This is a genomic window from Stanieria cyanosphaera PCC 7437, from assembly GCF_000317575.1.
Classification (GTDB): Bacteria; Cyanobacteriota; Cyanobacteriia; order Cyanobacteriales; family Xenococcaceae; genus Stanieria; species Stanieria cyanosphaera.
This window is the reverse complement of the sequence record NC_019748.1, coordinates 659,736-683,768: the sequence shown is the minus strand read 5'-3', so window position 1 is coordinate 683,768 and position 24,033 is coordinate 659,736. Positions and strand designations below refer to the sequence as shown.

Annotated in this window: 17 protein-coding genes; 7 read left to right on the top strand and 10 right to left on the bottom strand. The window is 35.5% G+C overall.

What is annotated here, in order from left to right; translation table 11 throughout:
- Positions 1–82: 82 nt before the first annotated feature.
- From STA7437_RS02885 to STA7437_RS02875, 3 genes are all read right to left on the bottom strand, one after another.
- A complete protein-coding gene (locus tag STA7437_RS02885) occupies positions 83–880 on the bottom strand; it encodes a PhzF family phenazine biosynthesis protein (protein WP_015191871.1) in 798 nt (265 codons plus the stop codon).
- A gap of 33 nt (positions 881–913) precedes the next feature.
- The gene (locus STA7437_RS02880; RefSeq protein WP_015191870.1) at positions 914–2,032 is read right to left on the bottom strand and encodes an S-layer homology domain-containing protein; all 1,119 of its coding nucleotides are present in this window, start codon (positions 2,030–2,032) and stop codon (positions 914–916) included.
- 113 nt (positions 2,033–2,145) lie between these two features.
- On the bottom strand, positions 2,146–2,538 hold the full coding sequence (locus STA7437_RS02875) for a universal stress protein (protein ID WP_015191869.1): 393 nt from the start codon (positions 2,536–2,538) through the stop codon (positions 2,146–2,148).
- A 528-nt stretch (positions 2,539–3,066) separates the two neighbouring features.
- Between STA7437_RS02875 and STA7437_RS02870 the strand changes: the two genes are divergently transcribed.
- Complete coding sequence (locus STA7437_RS02870; protein ID WP_015191868.1) at positions 3,067–3,438, top strand: DUF1815 family protein; 372 nt, start codon at positions 3,067–3,069, stop codon at positions 3,436–3,438.
- A gap of 172 nt (positions 3,439–3,610) precedes the next feature.
- Here STA7437_RS02870 and STA7437_RS02865 read toward each other — a convergent pair whose 3' ends face one another.
- A complete protein-coding gene (locus tag STA7437_RS02865; protein ID WP_015191867.1) occupies positions 3,611–4,591 on the bottom strand; it encodes an ABC transporter ATP-binding protein in 981 nt (326 codons plus the stop codon).
- A gap of 431 nt (positions 4,592–5,022) precedes the next feature.
- Between STA7437_RS02865 and STA7437_RS02860 the strand changes: the two genes are divergently transcribed.
- Positions 5,023–6,315 carry a sensor histidine kinase gene (locus STA7437_RS02860; protein WP_015191866.1) on the top strand — a complete coding sequence of 431 codons (1,293 nt, stop codon included), beginning with the start codon at positions 5,023–5,025 and terminating at the stop codon, positions 6,313–6,315.
- A gap of 7 nt (positions 6,316–6,322) precedes the next feature.
- Here the strand turns inward: STA7437_RS02860 and STA7437_RS02855 are convergent, their stop codons facing one another.
- Entirely contained in the window at positions 6,323–7,519 is a 1,197-nt protein-coding gene (locus STA7437_RS02855) for a hybrid sensor histidine kinase/response regulator (RefSeq protein WP_015191865.1), read from the bottom strand.
- Positions 7,520–7,779: 260 nt separating this feature from the next.
- Between STA7437_RS02855 and STA7437_RS02850 the strand changes: the two genes are divergently transcribed.
- Positions 7,780–8,997, top strand: a complete 1,218-nt coding sequence (locus tag STA7437_RS02850) for a M20 metallopeptidase family protein (protein ID WP_015191864.1) — start codon at positions 7,780–7,782, stop codon at positions 8,995–8,997.
- A 231-nt stretch (positions 8,998–9,228) separates the two neighbouring features.
- Here STA7437_RS02850 and STA7437_RS02845 read toward each other — a convergent pair whose 3' ends face one another.
- Positions 9,229–9,627: a hypothetical protein gene (locus STA7437_RS02845; protein WP_015191863.1), complete on the bottom strand. Its 399-nt coding sequence runs from the start codon at positions 9,625–9,627 to the stop codon at positions 9,229–9,231.
- Positions 9,628–9,750: 123 nt separating this feature from the next.
- Entirely contained in the window at positions 9,751–11,088 is a 1,338-nt protein-coding gene (locus STA7437_RS02840) for a hypothetical protein (RefSeq protein ID WP_015191862.1), read from the bottom strand.
- A 380-nt stretch (positions 11,089–11,468) separates the two neighbouring features.
- Between STA7437_RS02840 and STA7437_RS02835 the strand changes: the two genes are divergently transcribed.
- Positions 11,469–12,254, top strand: coding sequence for a DUF4079 domain-containing protein (locus tag STA7437_RS02835; protein WP_015191861.1), 786 nt, complete (start codon positions 11,469–11,471; stop codon positions 12,252–12,254).
- A 51-nt stretch (positions 12,255–12,305) separates the two neighbouring features.
- Here the strand turns inward: STA7437_RS02835 and STA7437_RS02830 are convergent, their stop codons facing one another.
- Positions 12,306–14,033, bottom strand: a complete 1,728-nt coding sequence (locus tag STA7437_RS02830) for a diflavin flavoprotein (protein WP_015191860.1) — start codon at positions 14,031–14,033, stop codon at positions 12,306–12,308.
- Between the two features lie 619 nt (positions 14,034–14,652).
- On the opposite strand from STA7437_RS02830, the gene STA7437_RS02825 reads away from it, so the two are divergent.
- Both STA7437_RS02825 and STA7437_RS02820 read left to right on the top strand, forming a co-directional pair.
- On the top strand, positions 14,653–17,268 hold the full coding sequence (locus tag STA7437_RS02825) for a CHAT domain-containing protein (RefSeq protein WP_015191859.1): 2,616 nt from the start codon (positions 14,653–14,655) through the stop codon (positions 17,266–17,268).
- Positions 17,269–17,683: 415 nt separating this feature from the next.
- Positions 17,684–18,064, top strand: a complete 381-nt coding sequence (locus STA7437_RS02820) for a hypothetical protein (RefSeq protein ID WP_015191858.1) — start codon at positions 17,684–17,686, stop codon at positions 18,062–18,064.
- Between the two features lie 123 nt (positions 18,065–18,187).
- On the opposite strand, the gene STA7437_RS02815 is transcribed toward STA7437_RS02820, so the two are convergent.
- Positions 18,188–19,765: an NAD(P)H-quinone oxidoreductase subunit N gene (locus tag STA7437_RS02815; protein ID WP_015191857.1), complete on the bottom strand. Its 1,578-nt coding sequence runs from the start codon at positions 19,763–19,765 to the stop codon at positions 18,188–18,190.
- Between the two features lie 272 nt (positions 19,766–20,037).
- On the opposite strand from STA7437_RS02815, the gene topA reads away from it, so the two are divergent.
- On the top strand, positions 20,038–22,677 hold the full coding sequence (gene topA, locus STA7437_RS02810; RefSeq protein ID WP_015191856.1) for a type I DNA topoisomerase: 2,640 nt from the start codon (positions 20,038–20,040) through the stop codon (positions 22,675–22,677).
- A 117-nt stretch (positions 22,678–22,794) separates the two neighbouring features.
- Here topA and STA7437_RS02805 read toward each other — a convergent pair whose 3' ends face one another.
- Entirely contained in the window at positions 22,795–23,991 is a 1,197-nt protein-coding gene (locus STA7437_RS02805; protein ID WP_015191855.1) for a Coenzyme F420 hydrogenase/dehydrogenase, beta subunit C-terminal domain, read from the bottom strand.
- Between the last annotated feature and the right edge of the window lie 42 nt (positions 23,992–24,033).

Genomic DNA, 24,033 nt, shown 5'->3' with positions numbered 1-24,033 from the left:
TCTGGTCTTGATAAGAAGTATGCCTTAATCTCATAGTAATACAGGTTATGATGAGATTTAATTCCTAGAGTTATTACGATAATCAATAGATTAATTCACCACGCATTACTGTAACTGCTTGTCCACTCAAATAAACGCGCTCATCACCGGCATAACGAACTTTAACAACACCACCACGACTAGAAGCTTGATAAGCAATAAATTCATCTTTTTGCAAGTGTTTGCGCCAAAACGGAGCTAGACAACAATGAGCAGCACCAGTAACAGGATCTTCATCTATACCCAAACCTGGAGCAAAGAAACGAGAGATAAAATCATATTCCGAGTCTTTTTCTGCCTTACTGGTAACGATAACACCATCAACGGGTAAGGTTTTCAATAAAGAAAAATTCGGCTCTAGTTGCCTTACTACATTGGCTGCTTCTACTTCTACTAAATAAGCTAAAGAATTGTGTAATGTTGTTTTTACCAATACTCCTAAAGCCTGCTCTAATTCTGGGGGAGTAGTTATAACTTCGGAAAAGTTAGCGGGAAAATCCAGTTCAATCCATTCTGCTTGTCGTTGGGCAACTAGTAAGCCACTTTTGGTATGAAAACGAGCGGGTTTGTCTTCAGATAAATGTCCTTCTGTCCATAAAACGTGCGCGCTAGCTAAAGTAGCGTGTCCACAAAGTGGTACTTCAGTGGTTGGTGTAAACCAGCGTAGATGATAACCATCTGCTTGTGGTGTTAAAAATGCTGTTTCTGACAAATTCATTTCTTGGGCTACTGACTGCATCCATTGTGCTGATTGAGATTGAGTTAATACACAAACAGCAGCAGGATTTCCATGAAAAGGTTCAACAGTAAAAGCATCTACTTGAACAATTGATTGTTTCATCTTAAATAAGTTTTGTGATGACCACAATTGAGATTAAGGAGCAGGAACTATATATTCTGAAGAAATCGCTGGCAATCTACCAGATTTGACTAAGGCTTGATAAATCATCGCTGCTACTTCAGCACGAGTAGCTGTTTGATTTGGATTAAGAGATTGACGTTCATAGGTTGGAGGGTTGACTAATAAACCTGCTTCTATAGCTGCTGCTACTTGATTAACTGCCCAATTTGGCAACTGATTGGCATCACTAAAAGATTTGAGGATTGCAGTAGGCTCTTGGCTAGGTTGTAGATTTAACCCAGTGGCTAAAGTAACTAACACTTGATAACGAGAAATTTCTTCTTGAGGACGAAATTCCCCATTGGAATAACCTTTCATAAAACCGCTGCCTACCGCTTCATTAATCTCAGCAGCAGCTTCTGTGTTAGCAGTAACGTCTTTAAATTGTTTAGTATCAAAAGTAGAAGGTTGATTAAAAGTTTGACTAATTAATTCTGCCATTCCTGCTCTGGTGATTGGTTGCTCTGGCTCAAAAGTATCTTCAGACGAACCAGAAATTAATCCTTGTTCTTTTAATTGATAAATAAAAGGACTCGCCCAATAATTTTGAGGTACATCGAGAAAGACAATGGCTGGAATAGATTCTTTTTCTTCAGGCACAATAACAGGTGGTTGTGCGGTTGAAGGAGTTTGTTCTAGATTTGGTTGGGTTTGAGGAGTTCCTGGCTTTGAAGGATTAGTAATAATAGTTGGAACAATAACAGTTGGTTTTTGAGAACGAGATATTTTTGGCGCTTGATTTGGTAAAAGTTGATTATTATTGTTAAGAGATTCTGTTGTATTAGAAGTTTTTGGTTGTAAACTAGTGTTTCTGTTAGTTTGAGCGGTTGGGGCTGACTCTGTTTGATTGAGTTGAGTTTCGTCAACAGTACTTTGTGTGGTTTCATTAGTTGATTGAGAAGCAGCTAACCATTGCTGCCAATTTGTTAGTCCCCATCTATTTTTACCGTCAGTTAAAGACAAAAACAAAATTGTTCCAATCGTACCGAAGGCAACAATCATAGCAATTAATTCATCAGAATCTAAAACTCTCTTTCGTGAGGAAGAAGAGCGTTCCGGAGGTTCGGGCGGTTGAGAAGGAGAATTGGTCATGATGCGATCGCAAATTTTCAAGACTACCTAGTATCAAAATTGAAGCATATAGATAGGGAGCTTCTCTCAAAATTGAAGAAACTCTTTGTTCTTAAAAGCAATCTAAGTAGTTATTAAGGCACTATCAACACAGGACATGGTGAAAGATTAATCACTCGAATGGTTACGCTTTCGGTTGCACCTTCATTGGTTAAACCTAAACCTCGGCAACCCATAATAATGAGATTGGCATCAATTTCATCGGCAACATCACAAATTGTAAAAGATGCCATTCCTTCTCTTTCTATAACTTCTGTTTCAATTCCTTTTTCTGCAAATAAAGCTTGAGCAGCTTGAAGTAATTTTGCTACTTCTGCTTCCGAATCCATTTTGCTTTCTGGTGTATTTTCAACTACCGATAGCAGAACTAAACGACTATTATAAGTTTTGACTAGATTAGCTACTGTTTCTGCTGCTTCACGCGCTTCTCGACTGCGATCAATTGGAAATAAGATTGTGTTAAACATTGTTTTATTCCTGTCTATCAAAGAACGTAAATACTGAGCTTTACTTTACTCCGGTGGTCTAAAAGATGTTTAAAGGCTTAAAATTTATTAAAATTGTGGTATTTATCCCAATGGAGATTGAAATTTAGTTAAACAATTAAAATTTATTCAGCATCTTAATATAACGCAAACTCAAAATTCTAATTTAGAAATGGCAATTACAGATATTTTTGCCTGATTGCTAAAGAATTTTTTCAAGCAACACCCTTAAATCCCAAGAAAAACTTATATTGAGTGAAATTAATCTTTATTTAAGCTTGACATTTTTTCTACTTTCTGCATTATAAATAACAGTTATTTAAATCTAAATTAGAGATGATATAAACTAAATTCAAAATTGAGATTACGACTAATTAAAATTAATTGCTAACTTTGTAAAGATTTATTAAAATTAACACAGTTTAAGAGGATTAATATTGTCTATCAAAAAAATAAATATTAAAAAAATATTAAAAGTATTAAAATAAGATTGGTGTTAGGAGGAAAAAAGTGTTTATTAGACTGGCACAACAACACCGTCGATTTGTTCGGGACTTGGTAATGAATTTGCAAGCCCTAGCGATTGTGTTAGAAAAAAAAGGTTATTTGGCTTCTTGTTATACCTGTGGCAGCCAGATGAATAGCGCATCATTTATGGTTAGTTTAGGAGATAATCATCTCATCCGTTTTCTGGTTTCTGACTACGGTATTACTTGGACAGAAATGCGCGATGACCGAGAATTAATGAAACTTGAAGGGGCAGAAGCAATTAATCAATTACAAGATTTAGCTGATTTAGTTAAATATCAAATCTCTCCATCGGACTCTAAAATTCGCAATCATCCAACTGACCTAGATTTTCTAGAAATTGTTTATAAATAGTTAGAGCAATCCTAAGCGAGTTGTAAGAAAGTAAAAAGCAAACAGTAGAGACGTAACATATTACGTCTGTACAAAAGCGCGAAGCGTTAGAAACGTGAAAAGAAGGAGCAAAAGCAGAAGGCAGAATTTAGGTTAATATTTTTTCATGAATGATTTAGGATTACCTTAACAATTAACGGCTAAATTCAATTCCTCTTGCTCTCAGTTGTTGAATAAAAAATTCTTCCAAGGAAGGACGAGCCAAATGTATACTGATTAACTGAAGATCGAACTGTTTGAGATGAATTAAAAACTGATCTAGTTCGCCGATAAGTTGACCATGCCAACAACTATTTTCCCAACTTAAGTTTGTTAACCAAGGGGTTAAAGTTTCAGAATTTCCTCCTTTAACAATCGCTTGATAAGCATTACCATCTCCTAACAACTCATTCAAAGAACCTTGGCAAATTAATTCGCCTAAAGCTAGTAAAGCAATGCGATCGCAAATTTGTTCGACATCAGCTAAAATATGAGAATTAAAAAAGATAGTTTTTCCTTGTTTTTTTAAAGATAAAATAATTTCTCGCATTCGATAACGACCCATAGGATCAAGTCCTGACATTGGTTCATCGAGAAAAACAATTTCAGGATCATTAATCAAAGCCTGAGCCATTCCTACTCTTTGCAACATTCCTTTAGAATACTGTTTTAGTTTTTTCTTCAAAGCAGTAGACCTAGCTAATCCTACTAAATCTAACAATTCAGTAATTCTTTTGCGTCGTAATGATGAAGGAAGATGAAATAATCCAGCAATAAAGTCTAAAAATTCCCAAGCAGTAAGATAATCATAAATATAAGCATTTTCAGGTAAATAACCAATTTTTTGTTTGACGTTGAGATTACCAATCGGATGTCCTAATAAAACTGCTTTGCCTGAAGTAGGACGTACAATTCCCAAAAGAGTTTTTAATAAAGTCGTTTTTCCTGCTCCATTGGGGCCTAATAAACCAAAAGTTTCTCCTTGATATACTGTTAAGGAACAATCTTTAAGAGATTCAATTTTTTGATTCAGCCAAAAACCAGTGCGATAAACTTTACTTAAGTTCCAAGTTTGTACTACTGGTACAGCATTAATTTGAATAGGTTCGGTTGGTAAATCAGCAGCAGAATACATTTTAGTAATTCTTTTGAGCAAACAGCGACACTTCAATAATGCCCAAAATTTTCTAATTTTTTAACAGTTGATAATTAGGTTGAATTAAAACTATTTTTTGAAGCTATTGTTCTTTAATCTAGATTTGTTTGTTGCTCCAGTATTAATACTGAAATAAAATTTATTAATATAAAAATTAAACTTTTTTAAAAAACAAATTCCGTAAAATAACTGAGACGAGTTAATTACTTTTTGATTAGACTAATAAACAAAATATCTACTACCGTCAATCTGAGTAAAAATTATTATTTAGCTAAGAGTAAGCTAATTGATAAAAACTAATTTTTATTTCATTATAATATTTAAAATATTAAAAGTTTTAGCCAAAAATTGAAACTTAAGCTAAAAGAGTTTGAGGTATTTATTATATTCGTCTAGCAGATAAATTACTAATGGCTGAAGATACTATTCGTGCTGATGTTATTTTAGTTGTTGATGATACATTAAGTAGTTTACAACAATTACAATCAATTTTACAATCTAATGGTTTTACTGTCATAGTTACTCAAGATGGAATGAGTGCTTTATCTAAAGCCGAATATGCAGAGCCAGACTTGATTTTACTGGATATTTTAATGCCAGGATTTGATGGATTAGAAGTTTGTCTCAAATTAAAAAACAATAAAAAAACTCAAGATATTCCCATTATTTTTATGACCGCTTTAACTGACACTGATAATAAAGTTAAAGGTTTTAATACCGGGGGAATTGACTATATAACTAAACCGATAGAGGAAGAGGAATTAATTGTTAGAATTAAAACTCATCTTACTTTAAGAAAAATAAGACAACAATTACAAGAACAAAATAAAGAGCTTAAAAAAGAAATTTCGATTCGACAAGGTACGGAATCAAAACTTAAGCACTCTCAACAGATTCTTGAAAAAGTTAACTGCGAATTAGAAACAAGAGTTTTAGAAAGAACTACTGAATTAGTTCAAGCAAAGCAAAAGTTAGAAAAAATTAATACTGAATTAATTCAATCCAATCAAGAATTAGAACAATTTGCTTATATTGTTTCCCACGATTTACAAGCTCCGTTACGTTCGTTGAATATGTTTGCTGATTTATTGGCTCAAGAATATCACAATAAATTAAGTGACGAAGCTAATCAATATATTAAATATATTGTTGATGGAGCTACAAGAATGCAGGCTTTGATTAAAGATTTACTTCTTTATTGTCGAGCCGGAAAAAATGAGCAAACTTGGATCTCGATTGATCTCAAAGACATTGTGCAACTAGTTATTCAAGATTTACACGAAACTATTGAAAGAAATAATGCAATAATTACAATCAAAAATTTGCCTATAGTTCAAGTTAATCCAACAGAAATTAATCAACTGTTTCAAAATTTAATTACCAATGGTTTAAAATTTTGTAGTCAAGCTCAACCGAAGATTGTAATTGATACTAAGTTATTAGAACAACAATGGCTAATATCGGTTCAAGATAATGGGATTGGAATCGAATCTCAATATTTCAAAGAAATTTTTCAAGTTTTTCAAAGATTGCATACTCAAGAACAGTATCTTGGCACGGGGATTGGATTAGCTATTTGTCAAAAAATAGTGCAGCGTTACGGAGGCAAAATTTGGGTAGAATCAGAGTTAGGAAAAGGTTCTACTTTTTACTTTACTTTACCTTTAAAAAATTCTGTATCTGTTAAATTTTATTCTCAATAAAAAATAACTAGAAGGAGTAATTAATATTGATAGTTTGGGTAGAATACCAATTAGATATATGAGTAATTTTGCTATAAGTTGAATTTTTTGAGCAGTCAGCTAAAGGAATTACTAACTTGACTATTGTTGTTTGTTTAGGTATGCTTTTAATTTCTAATTTTACTTTATATATTTGAGCAATTTGTCTAACTATTGCCAGTCCTAAACCAAATCCTTGTTGTTCATAATAGTTACGCTCAAATTGTATTCCCATGTCAATAGAAGCAATTTGTTTATGGGTCATACCTCGACCATAATCTTTAATAGTTAAGATAAATTGATTTTTATCAATTTGAGAGTTAATATGAATTGCACTATGCTCTGGTGAAAACTTACAAGCATTATCAATTAATTCTTCAATTAATTTGGTTAGATTAGTTTCATTAATTTGTAAACAAGCATTTTGTAGGTCTATAATCAAACTATCTTGACGATAATATTTTTGAGCAGACTTATGCGCGATCGCTTTAATCTTTTCTTTAACTGAATCGATTTGATGAAGACAATAAAGCTGAGTAATATCAGGATTGTTTTCAATAACTTTTAATTCTGCATACAGTAAAAAATTATCTATTAATCTCAATAATCTTTGACTAGATGAATTAATACAAATCAGCATTTCTCTAATAATTGACCAGTTAAGAGAATATTGTTGATTAATTAATAAGTCTGAGGCTGATAAAATTCCTGTCAAAGCAGTCCGCATTTCATGAGGCAAAAATTTAATAATATTTTCTCTGAGTTGATCTAATTCTTGTTGTGTATAAGCTAAATAACAAGTTTGTTTAGTTAGTCTAGTTGCGATCGCCTTGTGTAATTCTGTATCGGTACAAGGCAAGAAAAGAACATCATCTGCACCCATTTCCATTGCTGTTCGCCATTGTCGAGGATTAGCAATTGTAGTCAGAACAATCACTGAAATTAAAGCGGTTTCTGGTTTGTTTCGTAATTGAGTAAAAAGACAAATATTATTGATTTCAGTATTAGTTAAAGCAAGGATAATTAAATTAGGACAATCAGACTTAATAAGTTCTAAGGCACTTTTTTCTTCATCAGCCCAAAATAATTCGTAAAATTGAGATAAAACTTGTTCTAGATTATGACGAATTTTTATGTCGTTAGTAATTATTAAAATCTTGGAAAATTCACCAATTGTAACTGACATAATTTATGTTATCAAGATTAAGTAGTTGTTCATGAATTGATAACTTCCTCAAGAAGAGTTAGACTAACAAATACTCGGTGATTTCAGTCGAAAATAAAACTAGAAAACTTGCTCGGTCAATCAAAATGCATGGAAAATATAGTTTGATTCTAGGCAATAGGCTTTTTTAAGTTCATCGGCACAATAGCGTAATTTTTCCACCCATTCTGCTGAGTTATCTTAATATCTAAAAATAATATTCAAGAGATTAGTTAACAAAAATGGTTTTTAGTCTTCCCCGCTCTTATTCAGTTAATTTAGAACAAATTCGTTTGGAAATTCGAGCTTTACAAGCGCAATTGGTTGAATGGCGACGTACAATTCATCAAAAACCAGAATTAGCATTTCAAGAACATCTAACCGCAGAATTTATTACTCAAAAATTACAAGAATGGGGAATTGAATCTCAAACAGAAATAGCTCAAACGGGTATAGTAGCTACGATTAAAAGCAATGATCCGGGGAAAGTCTTAGCTATTCGTGCTGATATGGATGCTTTACCAATTCAAGAAGCTAATGAAGTTACTTATCGTTCCCAACACCCAGGCAAAATGCACGCTTGTGGACATGATGGTCATGTTGCGATCGCTCTTGGAACAGCTTATTATCTTACTCAACATCGTCAAGATTTTAGTGGTACAGTCAAAATTATCTTTCAACCTGCTGAAGAGGGACCTGGTGGAGCGAAACCGATGATTGAAGCAGGAGTTTTAAAAAATCCTGATGTTGATGCGATCATAGGTTTACATCTTTGGAATAATTTACCTCTAGGGACAGTAGGAGTCCGTAGCGGAGCGTTAATGGCAGCAGTAGAATGTTTTCGCTGTACAATTTTCGGCAAAGGCGGACATGGTGCAATGCCAGATCAAACGATTGATTCAATTGTAGTAAGCGCACAAATTGTCAATGCCTTACAAACCATTGTTGCTCGTAATATTAACCCCATCGATTCGGCGGTAGTAACAGTAGGTGAGCTTCATGCAGGTACAGCTTTAAATGTTATTGCTGATACTGCTCGTCTCAGTGGCACTGTGCGTTACTTTAATCCTGCCTTAGAACAAAAAATTCAACTAAGAATTGAAGAAATTATTGCTGGTGTTTGTCAAAGTCATGGAGCTAAATATGAATTGGATTATTGGCAACTTTATCCCCCAGTAATTAACGATGCTACTATGGCTGAGTTGGTTCGTTCAGTAGCAACTAAAGTAGTAGAAACTCCTCTCGGTGTAGTCCCTGAATGTCAGACGATGGGAGGGGAAGATATGTCTTTCTTTTTAAAAGAAGTTCCAGGTTGTTACTTTTTTGTCGGCGCAGCAAATCCTGAAAAAGGTTTAGCTTATCCTCATCATCATCCACGTTTTGATTTTGACGAAACTGCTTTAGCAATGGGAGTAGAAATGTTTGTTCGTTGTGTTGAGCAATTTTTATCACTCAATTAAAAGTAAAAGAGGACAATTCGATGTTTAGTGTATCGATGTCCTTTTCTATTTTTGTTTGATATATAGTTTGAATAAAGTTTAAATTTAAAGATCAATTGAGTAATTAAGCTGATGTGCATAAAAAGCTGCATATTATTTTCAAGCTTATGCTTGCCTTTTCTTAATCAGCAACTTAGTTCAAGAGCGATCGCTTTAGGTATTATTAGTATTGTTTTAAACTTGCAATCATCGTTACTGACCAGTAACACCATTGATAAAATTAGGATCGTGAGCAGGACTGTAAACGTCTACTTGAGTAGTAGGAGTAACAGTAATTGTAGGAGTAGTTAAACCAGTATTGTTTTGATTGCCACCACCGACAAAATATTGAGCATCATGACCTTGTTTTACTTCACCAGCACCAATTCCGACTTGAGTAGTAGTACCACCTACAACATTGTTAAAACATTTATCATCACTGCCTGTAGTAACATTATTCTCTTGTTGAGCGGGAGTTTGAGAACCGCGAATGGCAACTTGAGTAGTCACATCATAGATCAAGCAAGCTTTAGCAGCAGGAGTAAAGGAAGGAGTTAAGGGTAATAAAGCAGAAAAAGATAATAGACTCAAAGAAACAAATCTAAATTTCATATTAACCTCACAATATTTCTAGACCTCAAAGTTTAACGAAGCAGTAATTGCTGTCTTCAGTTATTGATTACGCAAGTATTGATAGATTTATGCACATTTATAGCTAAACTATTGCGTTTGAAATCAGACTTGATTTGTTGTTCGTTGTCGCCACAAACTCCAGGCATAACCAAAGACAAAAGGAAACCATAACCAAAAAGTCTCAATTTCAGTTAATTGCTCAGAGCGAGTGCCTAATGCTTGACGATAGGGTAAAACAAAATAAATAAAAGCAGAAATACTAACTAAACGTACTCCTAAATTTTGAGTAGGGACAGCAAAAGGAATGATCCAAGTAAAATACCAACTGTGAATTAAAGGAGAAAATATTAGGAGGGTAAATAAATAGCCTTCTGTAAATTGCCGAAAAGTTTTCTTTTGCCACAATAACCAAGTTCCTACCAATCCAATCGGAATCATCAGAATTGCTTTAACTTTTAATAATGGTTGCCAAATTTTTTCCAAAATATAAGGCACAAAATCGGCACTTCGTCCAGAAACAATCAAATTAGAGCTACTATAAATCACATAACAAGAGCTAGAGTGGCAAAAATCAACCGTAGTAAACACTAAAGGCAAAAAACCGTAAATTAAAATAGCTATTACTTGTTTTAAATTAAGTTTATGCCAAGCTTGCCAAGCCAAAAAACCCAAAATTGGCAAAGAGATCCATTTAATAGCAATACTAATACCCAACAGTAAGGCACTTCCCAACCATCGCCAATTATAACGAGTATGATCGAACACTAACCAAGCAGTTACCAAAGGTAAAATAAACCAACTATCGTAGTATCCACCACCAGCAAAAGCATAAATCACCAAAGGATTCCAAGCGTAGAGAGTTGTTTTGAGTTGAGCAAATTGTCGAGTTAATAACCAACAAATTAATAAATCAGCCAAGACAAAAGCTATTTTAAAAGTAATGATATCAAGATAAATAGTTGCTAATAAGTTAAAACCTAATTGTGCTAACGGAAAATAAATTGTTGCACGATTTTTATGATTAATTAAAGACCACCATTCGGTGTGATAAGGAATTAATTCGTTGGCATTAGGAGCGAAATCGTAAGGACTAAAATTTTGAGTTTGTAAATAGCCTTCCCAAAGATACCGCCAAATCTCATCTCCTGGATACATCAAGAGTAGTAACAGGCGTGTCACAATCACAATTGTCCAAAACCACCACTTTTGTAAAGAAGCAAGTCGCCATGAGTAAATAAAACCTACACTCATCACTGCAATACCAAGCCAAAATCTAGGTACTGCATTTATCTGGCGAAAATCTCCGAAGGGAATAATTAAAGATGAACCGAGTAACAGTAAAATTCCACTGAGATAGGAATTGAATTTAGTCTGTTTTAAGTTAATCCAAGCAAAAAATGTAAATAAATAAGTTTGTGGGTTAGAAACAACTTGATGCAATTTGCTTCTAATCCTAAAAATTTGACATAAATAAAATTGAGCTAAAATATTTAAAATAATCGCTACTTCTAAAACACTGCCTGAAATAGTATCAGATATTTGAGATTTTCTAGCTTGTTTGGGACAATAACTTACAAGAATTTCATAAATTTGTAAACTATTTTAATTACTCTTGTTTGTTTCTTTAAAGTTTCTTTTCTGCTTTATTCTTTGCAGTTAATAGCATCTCAAGTATCTCCCCAATTAGCTTTAGGTCATCACTAAAATCTTGTTCAGACAAAAATTTATCTTTTTCTCAGAAAAAATTAATGTAACTTTAATAATTGCGTTTTATTTTCCTGAGAAGATATTGAAAAACCCAAAGGAATGAGGGTGATTTTATGATTAATTTAATCAGTTTATTTGCCTTTACTTATCTCAAAAGTGAAGATCTGGCTGCTTTAATTCATCCTGCGATCGCAGTTGCTTTTGTTTTTCCGCTCATCGGTATAGTAGTTAATTATGCTTGGCAAACTCGTCAACGTAGATTACAAATCGCAGCAGGTGATAAGAGTAAAATTCCTCCTGTAGTCGGTAGAGAACACGTTCAAATGGGACGTTGGTTGACTGGTGCAGTAGTAGGAGTTACTTTAATTGCTTTAGCTTATTCAGTAGTGTTTGGTTCTGGTGGTTTTTTGGAACAGCAAACTAAGGGAAATTTAAACACTACTCAACTGATTCTGATTATTTTGATGTTTATTGCTACCATAGCTTCCTTAATCTTGCTTTATCGTGCCAGACAATCTTTATGGCGAGGAATTTTTGCCACTCTCAGTGGGATGGGTTTAATTATTTTGGGTAGTCAAGATGGAGTGTATCGATTAGGTAATGAGTGGTATTGGTCGCATTATTATTATGGAATTGCTGTTTCTTTGTTAATGATTTTTTCTTTGGCAATTATTGAGGATATTTACAAAGATCGTGCTAATCGTTGGCGTTATGTCCACATTATTCTTAATTGTTTAGCTTTACTGTTATTTCTTGGTCAGGGGATAACTGGCGCACGAGATTTATTAGAAATTCCTCTGTCTTGGCAAAAACCAGCAGTTTATAAGTGTAATTTTAATAAAAGAAGTTGTCAGGCAATCAATCCGCTTCTACCAGACAATAATCAAGTTGATTGTTAATGGTTAATCTCTCATAATTAGTAATTAGTAACTAATAACTGATAACGGCATCTAATAATGACTACCAGATTTACGATGGTGAACCGCAGTAATGCCTTCAGATTGTAATAGTTTACCTTGAGTGGCTGTGGCATAAATGACCCAATGATCTCCACATTCTAATCGACTCTTGATCTGGCATTCTACATAAGCTAACGCATCGGTCAAAATTGGACAGCCATTTTCTGCTTCTTCAGTCGCAACTCCGATAAAACGATCCTCTCCTGGGGCAAAAGGTTTGAGAAAATGCTTCATTAAACCTAAATGCTTACCTTCTTGCAAAATATTTAAAACAAAATTACTATCTAGATGTAACAAAGATTCGATCGCTCGTTCTTTGGCGACAGCTACAGTAATACCAGGAGGATTAAAAGTGGCTTGAGATACCCATGAAGCCAACATTGCTCCTTTTAATTCATGAAATTTAGTAGTCACAATACAAAGAGAACCTACAATTCTGCCTAAGGCTTGTTCAGTGCGATCGCTTTCAGAAGTTATTGTTCCTTGTTTTCCTTTACGGACTTTTTGGGATTTTTTCAGTGCTTGAGCGAAATCTGTGCCTGTTTCTTCACAAGTTTTGAGGATCAGATCAGTTGGTTTAAATTTAACTCGAATTGGTTCAAAACCAAAACTATAACCAGCATTACGAAATTTACTTTCTAATAAATCGATCGCTTCTCCACTCCAACCAAACGAACCAAACACACCGACTAATTTGGTTTTATCAGTATTAGCTAAAATTATTCCTAATGCAGTTTGAATCTGAGTCGGTGCGTGTCCTCCCAAAGTAGGTGAACCGACCATTATTCCTGAAGCTTTGGTTAGTATTGCTTTAATTTCTTCTGGTTCAGCAAATTCAGCATTAATCGATTCTACTCCTACCCCTGCTTTGGTGATTCCTCTTGCTAAAGCTTGGGCAATCGTAGCGGTGTTACCATAGGCAGAAGCATAAATCAAAGCCACCGTCACATCGCGATCGCTCTGGTTTTTGAGCCAAGCTCGATAATCTAGCGTTAATTCTGTTAAACTGTAGCGAACTAAAGGCCCATGACCTGTAGCATAAATTTTGGCATTTTTTCCTGCAATTTTATCTAAAGCTGCTTCGATTTGACGGGCATGGGGAGCCATCAAACAATCAAAGTAGTAACGACGGTCTTCATTGTAAACCGTCCAGCCTTCATCAAAAACTTGTTCACCACAAACGTGCGCCCCAAATAGTTTATCTGTATATAAAACTTGAGTTTTCGGATCGTAAGTACAAAGTTGATCGGGATAACGAGGATTAGGAGTAAGTAAAAATTCTAAATGATGACCTTTTCCTAAATCTAGAGTTTCTTCTCCTTTGATTACCGTAATGTTTAATTCGGTTTCGGAGAGAATTTTACGTAAAGAAATTGCCCCTGGATTAGAACAAACGAGCTTAAGTTGAGGTGCAAGCTCTAACAAAGCTTTGATGGTAGTACCACGATTAGGATTAAGATGTCCTAAAATCAAATAGTCAAGTTGACTTAGATCGATTCTTTCTCTTAGCGCAGCCAAAAAAATCTCCGTAAAAGATTCTCCTGGTGGATCGATTAAAGCTGTTTTGTCTCCTTCTATTAAATAGGAATTAGCAGTAGTTCCCTTTTGTAAAGCGTATTCAATTTCAAACTTCAATCTCTCCCAAGTACGCGATCGCATTACTCTGGTATTAGCAGCAATCGGAAAAACTTGAACGTCTTTGGCTGGATTTGGAGACATAATGCTTGCTGATTAATACTAATTTAATAAACCACCTTTAATTTAGAGAGTATCGGAAAACTTGACCTTAATGCAAAATAAAATGTAACTCGTTTAACCTGAAATCAAATTTTGTAACTTACTCAAACAGCAACAGAGTGAGATAAATTGTTGAAAATTTTTCTTTAACTAAAACTAAAGCGATCGCTATTTTGATGAGAAGTTTAATCTCAAGTCCGTTTAATTACTATAGCAATCCTATTTGAGTCATGAAAATTGTTAAAGAGGAAAGGCAGGAGGCAGAAGTTATTTTCACAAATGATTTAGGGCCGCTATATGAAAAATATCAAATAAAAACGCTTATTTCTCTCCTGTTGCACCTGAAGCTTCTTTTTTCTTCCTGCATTTTATAAATATGAATTAGCTCACCTACTTACCACTAAAATTCAATGCTCAAACTGAGTGGTGGGCGTTTTAATTTAAGTAAACCTATAATCGTGTTTGCTCTACAAAAAAATTAGGAATGAGCAGCTTGAATTAAATGTATCTTATTTTGAGCGCAATTAAAGAGTTACACCAGATATTTAATTTTTATTCTGAAAAAAATGCGAATGTTTCGACAGGAATTTTTTTGTAATTCATGCAGCTAAATATTAAGAAGCGTTTGATTTTATTACTTACTTTAGCTTCAATTGGTTTATTTACGAGTTTGTTGGGAACTAATCTTCCTATGATTGCTCAAACACTAGCAAGTTATGAGCAAAGTCAAATTGCAACCAATGCTTCACAGACAGCTATTATTGAACAACAAGGTAAAAACTATTATACTCAAGGTCAATGGCATAAGGCGATCGCTCTATGGCAACAAGTTGTTCGTAGTTATGCTAGTCAAGAAGATTTCATCAGTCAGGGAAGAGTTTTGAGTAATCTTGCTCTTGCTTATCAGCAATTAGGAAAATGGCAACAAGCGCAGCAAAGTATTAAAGCTAGTTTTCAATTATTGAAACAAATATCGGATAATTCAACTCAAAAACAGCGTTTAATTGCTCAAATTTTGAATAATCAAGGTATTTTACAACTAGAACAAGGTCAAGCCGAAGATGCGATCGCTTCTTGGCAACAAGCTACAGAAGTTTATCAACAACTAAACGATCAAGAGGGAGTAATTCGCGCCACTATTAATCAAGCTAATGCTTTTAAAGCATTGGGTTTATATCATCGTGCTGCCAAAACTTTAGAATTGCTTAACCAAACTTTAGCTCAACAACCAGTTTCTCTACTCAAAGCTGTCAGTTTAAGAAGTTATGGAGATATTCTTCGTTTAGTAGGAGAGCTTTCCCAGGCAAAAGAAACGGTAACAAAAAGTTTAACTATTGCCACTCAATTAAAATCTTTAGAAGACGAAGCTAAAGCTCGATTAAGTTTAGGTAATATTTTCTGGGCAAATGACGATTATCAAAAAGCGTTGGAGTCTTACCAACAAGGATTACTTACTTGTCAAGCAAGTTTTGTTTGTGGCAAGAGTAATTTACCTGTGCAAATTAATTTAGCTCAATTTAATTTACTACTGGATACACAATTTTGGCACAGAGCTTCAGAATTAATTCCAGAAATTCGAGTGAGTCTGGCTAATTTGCCTCTCAGTCAAACTAATGTTTACAAGCAAATTAGTTTTGCTAATAGCTTAATTAAATTAAGGCAAAAAGCACAACAAGAACATAAAAATTCAACTAATCTTCCTAGTTGGCAAGAAATTAGTCAAATACTTGAGCTTGCTATCAAAAAATCTCAAAATTTAGGCTCATCAAGGGCGGAATCCTATGCAGTGGGTTTACTCGGTCAAATAGCAGAATTTCAGCAACAATGGTTAAAAGCCGAAAATTTAACCGAACAAGCATTAATGATTGCTCAGACAATCAATGCACCAGAGATTAGTTATCTTTGGCAATGGCAATTAGGTAGAATAGTTCAGGCACAAGGAGATCGTGAAGGTGCGATTGATTTTTATACCCAAGCTATAGACTTACTTCAATCTCTTAGTCAAGATTTAGTTGCGATCGATCCAGAGCTTCAATATTCTTTTCGCTCAAGTGTTGAACCAGTTTATCGAGGTTTAGTTAGTTTATTATTAGAAACCCAACCTACTCAAGCTAATTTGGTTCAAGCTAGAGATACCATCGAATTACTTCAAATAGCGGAATTACACAATTTTTTCCGTGAAGCTTGCTTAGACGCTCAACCAGTTAATATTGACCAAGTAGATCCTCAATCAGCAGTGATCTATCCAATTATTTTACGCGATCGCTTGGAAGTAATTGTTAGTATCCCTCAACAACCTCTCTATCATTACTCAACCAAAATCTCTCAACCAAAATTGGAAGCAGTAATCGAAACAATGCGTCAAACCATTGTGATCCGTAGTCGAAGAGATTTTTATTTTCCTGCACAACAACTCTACAATTGGTTAATTCGTCCAGCTTTACCCCAATTGATCAAATATCAAATCAAAACTATTGTCTTTGTTCCCGACGGGACTTTACGAAATATTCCCATGTCCGCTTTGTATGACGGTAAAAAATACCTCGTCGAACAATATGATGTTGCTCTCACTCCAGGTTTACAACTTTTAGCACCTCGTCCCCTTCAACAAATTAAACTCAAAACTTTAGCTGCGGGATTAACTCAACAACGACAAGGTTTTGCTGCGTTAGAATATGTTAATTTAGAATTAACACAAATCGAAAAGCAAATCAAAACAGTTGTTTTGCTCAATGAAAAATTTACGGCAAAAACTCTCCAACAACAAATCAAATTTTCTAACTATCCTGTAGTTCATATTGCTACCCACGGACAGTTTAGTTCCACACTCGATGAAACATTTCTGCTTGCTTGGGATACTCGGATTAATATTGGTAAATTAGACCAGATTTTACAAACTCGAAGTCCTTCTCAACAACAAGCGATCGAATTATTAGTACTTAGTGCTTGTGAAACCGCTATTGGTGATAAATGGGCAGCTTTAGGATTAGCAGGTATGGCAGTACGTGCTGGTGCAAGAAGTACCTTAGCTACTCTTTGGGCAGTCAACGATCGCTCATCTGCCGAATTAATGAGTCAATTTTATCAAGAATTAGCCAAGAAAGATATTACTAAAGCTAAAGCTATTAGACAAGCTCAATTAGCTTTAATTAACAATCCTGCCTATAAACATCCTTTTTATTGGTCGCCTTATATTTTAGTTGGAAATTGGCTTTAACAGTTATTAGTTAGTAATTACTAATTACTAATTACTAATTACTAATTATGAGAGATTAACCATTAACAATCAACAAAAAAACACTACCAACCGAAAACTCCATCTGCTACAGGCTGTGTGCATCTGTGGACAAACAATCAATCAGTGATCAGTTCTCAAGTAGTAAGTTATAGTCATTTCAATTTAGAGTGAGACAATCTCTTCTTGCTAAAAAAGGCTTTCAGCCGAAAAAATGTTTCATTCTTATTTGAAACAACTATACCAATTAAAATTAACAATCAACTATCAAAAATGAACAGTTACCAGTAATAACTGGTTATTGTTCCCCTTTCTCCTTTTGCTCCTCTGCCTCCTAACTTCTACGGCCTACCAATTAACCATAAATCATTAACAAAAATCCAATTTTATTTAATCAATGAAAATCAAATTTATTTTTATTTGGTTGTTAATCATCGCAATTTTTCTTGCTATTAACTTATCTAGCCATCAAAAAATTTTATCTCAATCAAGTACTGAATTTAGTGGAGAAATAAGTAGTTTAAGAAGTAGAATTAGTCGTTTAGAAAGCGATGTACGTCGTCTTAATCAAATGAATTTAAGAAGCGATCGCGCTTATACTCAACCAAGTCAAGAATCTTTACCATCTATTTCTAATCCTCCTAGTGTTAATGGTCAATCTATTGGCAGAAGTGATCCAATGTTTGAAAGGTTAGCTACTTTATTAATTGAATTAAAAGAAGATGTTAGAAATTTCGATCAAAGATTAACAACAATTGAACAGCAAATTAATAATTAAATGTAGCAAAAAAAACTTTTTTAAATTTTGAATTTGAGCAAGTATTTTAACCTTTACTTCAATTGCTATAAAAAAAAGCCTGGCTCAACCAGGCTAATTAAATAATTTTGATTAATTAAACAATCAATCATTGAAAGAAGTATTTAAAACAGAAACCTTGATTGGCTTTTGTGGTAATTCTTGAGTCAAGAAAGTAGACTGTAAAATTGGCGTACTAGTAACAGAATCATTAGCCAAAGTAAACAAAGGATTAGATAAAATTCCTGCAATTGAAGTGGCAATTACTGATACAATCAAACCCACTTGTAGAGGACGCATTCCTGGAATGTTCCAGCGAATTTCAGGATAATTCTGTACTGCCTCAGACATTTCATGAGGTTCTTTAACCACCATCATTTTGACTACTCGAATGTAGTAATAAATAGAAATAACGGTAGTGACTAAAGCAAGCAATACTAAACCGTAAATACCTGCTTGCCAACCAGCCCAGAATAAGTAAATTTTACCGAAGAAACCAGCCAAAGGAGGAATACCACCGAGAGAAAGCAAGCAAATACTCAAACAAAGAGTTAATAAAGGGTCTTTTTGGTATAAACCAGCATATTCACTAATTTGATCTGTGCCAGTGCGGAGGGAAAACAAAATCACACAAGTAAACGCACCTAAATTCATAAACAAGTAGATCAACAGATAGAAAATCATGCTGGCATAACCTGCATCAGTACCTGCAATCAAACCAATCATGACAAAACCTGCTTGAGCAATTGAAGAATACGCTAGCATTCGTTTCATACTAGTTTGTGCTAAGGCTACCACATTGCCTAGGATCATACTAAAGATCGCCAGAGCAGTGAAAATAAAGTGCCATTGTTCAGTCACAGGCGCAAATGCGGTAACTAACAAACGAATTGCTAAAGCAAAACCCGCAGCTTTAGAACCTACTGATAAGAAAGCAACTACAGGAGTAGGAGAACCTTCGTAAACATCAGGAGTCCATTGATGGAAAGGTACAGCAGAAATTTTAAAAGCAATACCAGCAATCACAAACACTAAAGAGATCGCAAGTCCTAAAGATTGACTACCACTGGCATCGGTAATAGCTGTAGCGATCGCATTTAAATTAGTTTCTCCTCCAGACAAACCATACAAGAGAGATACCCCGTAGAGAAAAATGGCTGAAGAAGAAGCCCCAATTAACAAATATTTTAAAGCTGCTTCATTGGAACGAGGGTCACGCTTCATATAACCAGTCATGAGGTAAGAGGAAATACTCAGCATCTCCAGGGAAATAAAAACCATCACTAATTCATTTGCCCCAGAAAGAAACATTCCTCCCAAAGTTGCCGTTAACAGAATGCCAATAAATTCGGCTAAAGAAGTCCCAGATTGTTGGACATAGCGAATTGACATTGGGATAGTGACAAGGGTAGAAAGGGCGACAATCACACGAAAAATAATGCTCAGGTTATCGCTACTAAATGCCCCTAAAAAAGAATTGGGATCGGGGGTATCCCATTGAAGATAAAGTGCAACAATTGCAGCGAGTAATCCCGCCATTGCCACGTAAGGCAACCCACGAGAAAAACTACGTCCGAGAATTAAATCTCCAACTAAAATGACCATCAGGGTAACAATCACTATGCCTTCGGGCAAAATTGTTCCTGCGTTAAGTTGAGTAGCAATAGTACTAGAAAAATCCATAGGTTGTCGTTATGGTAAGAAAGATAGCTGGTAAGCAAATCGTTAAAAACCTTTACAGAGGATTGTAACGTGTGAGGTAACTTACTCTTGACAAAACCAGTACTTCTTATCTACAGATAGAGATAAGAAAGTAGTGCTAATTGTTGAATATAGTTAAGTTAAATCCAAGTTAAGCAAGGATGTTTTTTAAACAAACGACTATAACTGTAAATTAAGGCATCAATCTTTATCTAAACAAACTTCTGTTATTTTACTGCGTTAAGTTAGTTTCTATGTCAACTCTGGTTATTGTTGAATCTCCTACTAAAGCTCGTACAATTCGTAACTACCTTCCTTCTAGTTATCAGGTAGAAGCATCGATGGGTCATGTCCGCGATTTACCCTCATCTGCCGATGAAATTCCTCCTGAATGTAAAGACCGACCTTGGGCGAATTTAGGAGTCAATGTAGAAGATCAATTTCAACCGATTTATGTGATTCCTAAAAGCAAAAAAAAGATTGTTCAAGAACTAAAAAACGCACTCAAACAAGCAGAAGAATTAATCTTGGCAACGGATGAAGACCGAGAAGGCGAAAGTATTAGCTGGCATTTGCTAGAACTACTCAAGCCTAAAGTTCCTGTCAAGCGCATGGTTTTTCATGAAATTACTCGTGAGGCGATTCAAAAAGCTTTAAAAAATTGTCGTGAAGTCGATCAAGATTTGGTTCACGCCCAAGAAACCCGTCGTATTTTAGATCGTTTGTACGGTTATACCCTTTCTCCTTTGTTGTGGAAAAAAATTAAACGAGGTTTATCGGCTGGTCGAGTTCAGTCTGTAGCTGTACGGTTGTTAGTCGAACGAGAAAGAGAACGTCGGGCTTTCCAATCAGGGGATTATTGGGATTTAAAAGCAATTTTGGAACAGGAAAAAAGTCGATTTGAAGCTAAATTAATCAGCTTGGCAGGGAAAAAATTAGCTACAGGAAGTGATTTTGACCCAAATACAGGCAGAATTACCGCAGGAAGAGATGTCGTCTTACTCAACGAAGCTGAAGCTAACGCTCTCAAAGAAAGATTAATTGATAAAACTTGGACAGTTAGTAAAACAGAGGAAAAAGCTACCAAACGCAATCCAGCCCCTCCTTTTACTACTTCAACTCTCCAACAAGAAGCTAACCGTAAACTGGGTATCTCGGCGAGAGAAACGATGAGTGTGGCACAAAAACTCTACGAACAGGGCTACATTACCTATATGCGGACTGATTCCGTCCATCTTTCCGATCAAGCGATCGCTGCTGCTCGCAGTTGTGTCGAACAAATGTACGGCAAAGAATATCTTAGTCCTAAACCTCGTCAATACAGTACTAAAAGTAAATCTGCCCAAGAAGCCCACGAAGCTATTCGTCCTGCTGGTAGTAGTTTTCGGACTCCCCAAGAAACAGGATTGTCAGGTAGAGAATTTGCTCTCTACGATCTGATTTGGAAACGAACAGTAGCTAGTCAAATGGCAGAAGCAAGGTTGACTCAAATTACCGTCAATATTGATGTAGAAGATGCCGTGTTTCGTTCTTCGGGTAAAAGAATTGACTTTCCTGGTTTTTTCCGTGCTTATGTAGAAGGTTCGGATGATCCTGAAGCAGCTTTAGAAAATCAAGAAATGATTTTACCACCCCTCAAAGAAGGCGATCGCCCTAATTGTAAAGAATTAGAAGCGATTGGTCACGAAACCCAACCACCAGCTAGATATACAGAAGCCTCTTTAGTCAAAACTCTAGAAAGTGAAGGTGTGGGTAGACCTAGTACTTACGCTAGCATCATCGGAACAATTATTGATCGTGGTTACGTTCAGATGCGTAATAAAGCTTTAGTTCCAACTTTTACTGCCTTTGCCGTTACCAGTTTATTGGAACAACATTTTCCTGATTTAGTCGATTCGAGTTTCACTTCCAAAATGGAACAAACTCTAGACGAAATTGCCACAGGGGAAGCCCAATGGATACCTTATTTGAAAAAATTCTATTCGGGACAAGAAGGCTTAGAAACACAAGTCCAGGCTGGAGAAAAGGAAATAGATCCAGCTTCTGCTAAAAGCATTCAACTCGAAAATTTAGATGCCACAGTTCGGATTGGTAAATATGGCCCATATATCGAAGTTACTAATGGGGATGAGGTCGTTAAAACCTCAATTCCTCTAGATTTAACCCCAGCCGATTTAAGTCCAGAACAAATTGAATCTTTAATTCGCCAAAAAATTGAAGGTCCTGATAAGGTTGGTTTGCATCCTGAAACAGGCGAACCAATTTTCCTGTTGACAGGTCCTTATGGCCCTTACTTACAATTAGGAGAAAAAACAGAAAAAAATCCTAAACCCAAACAAGTTTCTTTGCCGAAAGGTGTGACCGCCGATGACGTTAACGTTGAAATGGCAGTAGGTTTATTATCTTTACCCAGGATGTTAGGAGTCCACCCTGAAACGGGAGGGAATATTAAGGCTAGTTTGGGTCGCTTCGGGCCTTATGTAGTTCACGAATACAAAGACGAAGTAGAGAAAAAAGCGAAAAAAGACTATCGTTCTCTTAAAGCAGAGGATGATGTTTTAACTGTGAGTTTTGAACGGGCAATAGAACTATTAGCTCAACCCAAACGTTCTCGTAGTGGTGGCAGCACGAAAAAACCCCTCAAAGAATTAGGCGCACACCCTGAAGATAAAGAGCCAGTTAATGTCTACAAAGGTCCTTATGGAGAATACATCAAACACGGCAAGGTTAATGTCGGGCTTCCTGAAGGGGAAACCGTAGAAAGCATTACTTTAGAAACAGCCGTAAAATTGCTCGCAGATAAAGCAGGCACTAAAAAAACTAAATCTAAATCTAAAACTACTACTAAAACCACTGCTAAAAAGAAAACAACCAAAAAGAAAAAAGCAATTTAGTGTTCATTTTCGCAAGCAGTAAACGTAAGCTTTTTCTGTAGGGATAATTCATGAATTATCTCTACATTTGTCTTGACAGGGCATGGCGAGCAACTATATTCGACGGTTGAACCATCTTTAAGATTTTGGTAATTGATACTGCCCCACAATACGTTTAGCATATTCAGGAACATGAGCATCTAATTTTTCGGGATGATGGCGTTTGACATAAAGATAATTACGAGTAAAATGCGAATCAATCGAAAAACGCGCATATTCTAGTCCTTTAGGACCAATTTTCTCGATCACTACACCCATCATTTTAGCTGCCCACATTGGAAGAGTTACTGCTTTGTCATAGGCAGGGATACTTTGTTGCACAGCTTGTTTGCGATCGCCTTGAGACATAACTGGTTCAGTATCTAATTGATCTTGTACTAATTCCAGCATTTCTTTACCTGTTTGGTTACGAACCACAATCCATTGCCAACCAAAAGGCGCACCCATATAGCCAACCACTAAATCTGCCAGAGAATTAACATAATCAAAGCAACTCATACAAGAAGGTGCAAAAACATCTTTTAATTGATTGGTTTTTAAGCCAAAAAAGGGTACTTTTTCAATTGAACCGTCTTCATGTTTGAAGTGAACGCGAAAATCTTGCATAAACTCGTAATGAACTACCGTCTCAGGAGATTTACTGGTAGTTTCTAAAAATTTTTGTAATCCCTCACGGGAAACATTATCTACACAAGGAGTACCTAAAACATAAAGTTTTTCTAACCCTAACTCTTTTTCTACTGCCCGCAAAGCTTGAATTTGGCAGCCTACCCCTATCACTAATAATCGCTTCATTCCTGACTGTTCAATTTGTTCGAGAACCGATAAGTTAGGAGAAAGAGTTGGTTTATTAACTCTAGCTGCTAAAATCTCTTCAGGAGTTGTAGCAATCACGGGCTTAGGTTGAAATCGATCTTCCTCGGTATTTTGTACGCAAACAACCCCTTCAACTAAACCGCGAGTGAGCATCTCACAAGCAATAGTACTAACAATTCCTGTCCACTGCGCTCCTGCTATTGGTTGTTTTTTTCGGGCTGCCATCATTTCCTGATGTACCCCAAAATACCAATCATCCTCATGATCTAAATTTCGACTGCGCCCGTGAGCTTGTGCCTCTAATTCGGCTACTTGTTGATTGAGAAAAGCACAGGCTTCTTTGACATAATGAATATAATAAGTGTCGCATAGTCCACATTCGCTACAAAGTTCTTTCGCAGGACGAAGACTACCAGGTTTGAGGGCTTTGGCTTTTTTATGAGGAATAACCGAGGTCATATTTAGTTGAGTTGGCTGAATAAACTTTTTCTCTAATATTTG

Coding starts and splice junctions, on each gene's coding strand:
- STA7437_RS02850 (WP_015191864.1), top strand. CDS start 7,780: ATGGTTTTTAGTCTTCCCCGCTCTTATTCAGTTAATTTAGAACAAATT.
- STA7437_RS02860 (WP_015191866.1), top strand. CDS start 5,023: ATGGCTGAAGATACTATTCGTGCTGATGTTATTTTAGTTGTTGATGAT.
- STA7437_RS02855 (WP_015191865.1), bottom strand. CDS start 7,519: ATGTCAGTTACAATTGGTGAATTTTCCAAGATTTTAATAATTACTAAC.
- STA7437_RS02865 (WP_015191867.1), bottom strand. CDS start 4,591: ATGTATTCTGCTGCTGATTTACCAACCGAACCTATTCAAATTAATGCT.
- STA7437_RS02825 (WP_015191859.1), top strand. CDS start 14,653: ATGCAGCTAAATATTAAGAAGCGTTTGATTTTATTACTTACTTTAGCT.
- topA (WP_015191856.1), top strand. CDS start 20,038: ATGTCAACTCTGGTTATTGTTGAATCTCCTACTAAAGCTCGTACAATT.
- STA7437_RS02845 (WP_015191863.1), bottom strand. CDS start 9,627: ATGAAATTTAGATTTGTTTCTTTGAGTCTATTATCTTTTTCTGCTTTA.
- STA7437_RS02805 (WP_015191855.1), bottom strand. CDS start 23,991: ATGACCTCGGTTATTCCTCATAAAAAAGCCAAAGCCCTCAAACCTGGT.
- STA7437_RS02835 (WP_015191861.1), top strand. CDS start 11,469: ATGATTAATTTAATCAGTTTATTTGCCTTTACTTATCTCAAAAGTGAA.
- STA7437_RS02875 (WP_015191869.1), bottom strand. CDS start 2,538: ATGTTTAACACAATCTTATTTCCAATTGATCGCAGTCGAGAAGCGCGT.
- STA7437_RS02820 (WP_015191858.1), top strand. CDS start 17,684: ATGAAAATCAAATTTATTTTTATTTGGTTGTTAATCATCGCAATTTTT.
- STA7437_RS02885 (WP_015191871.1), bottom strand. CDS start 880: ATGAAACAATCAATTGTTCAAGTAGATGCTTTTACTGTTGAACCTTTT.
- STA7437_RS02830 (WP_015191860.1), bottom strand. CDS start 14,033: ATGTCTCCAAATCCAGCCAAAGACGTTCAAGTTTTTCCGATTGCTGCT.
- STA7437_RS02815 (WP_015191857.1), bottom strand. CDS start 19,765: ATGGATTTTTCTAGTACTATTGCTACTCAACTTAACGCAGGAACAATT.
- STA7437_RS02880 (WP_015191870.1), bottom strand. CDS start 2,032: ATGACCAATTCTCCTTCTCAACCGCCCGAACCTCCGGAACGCTCTTCT.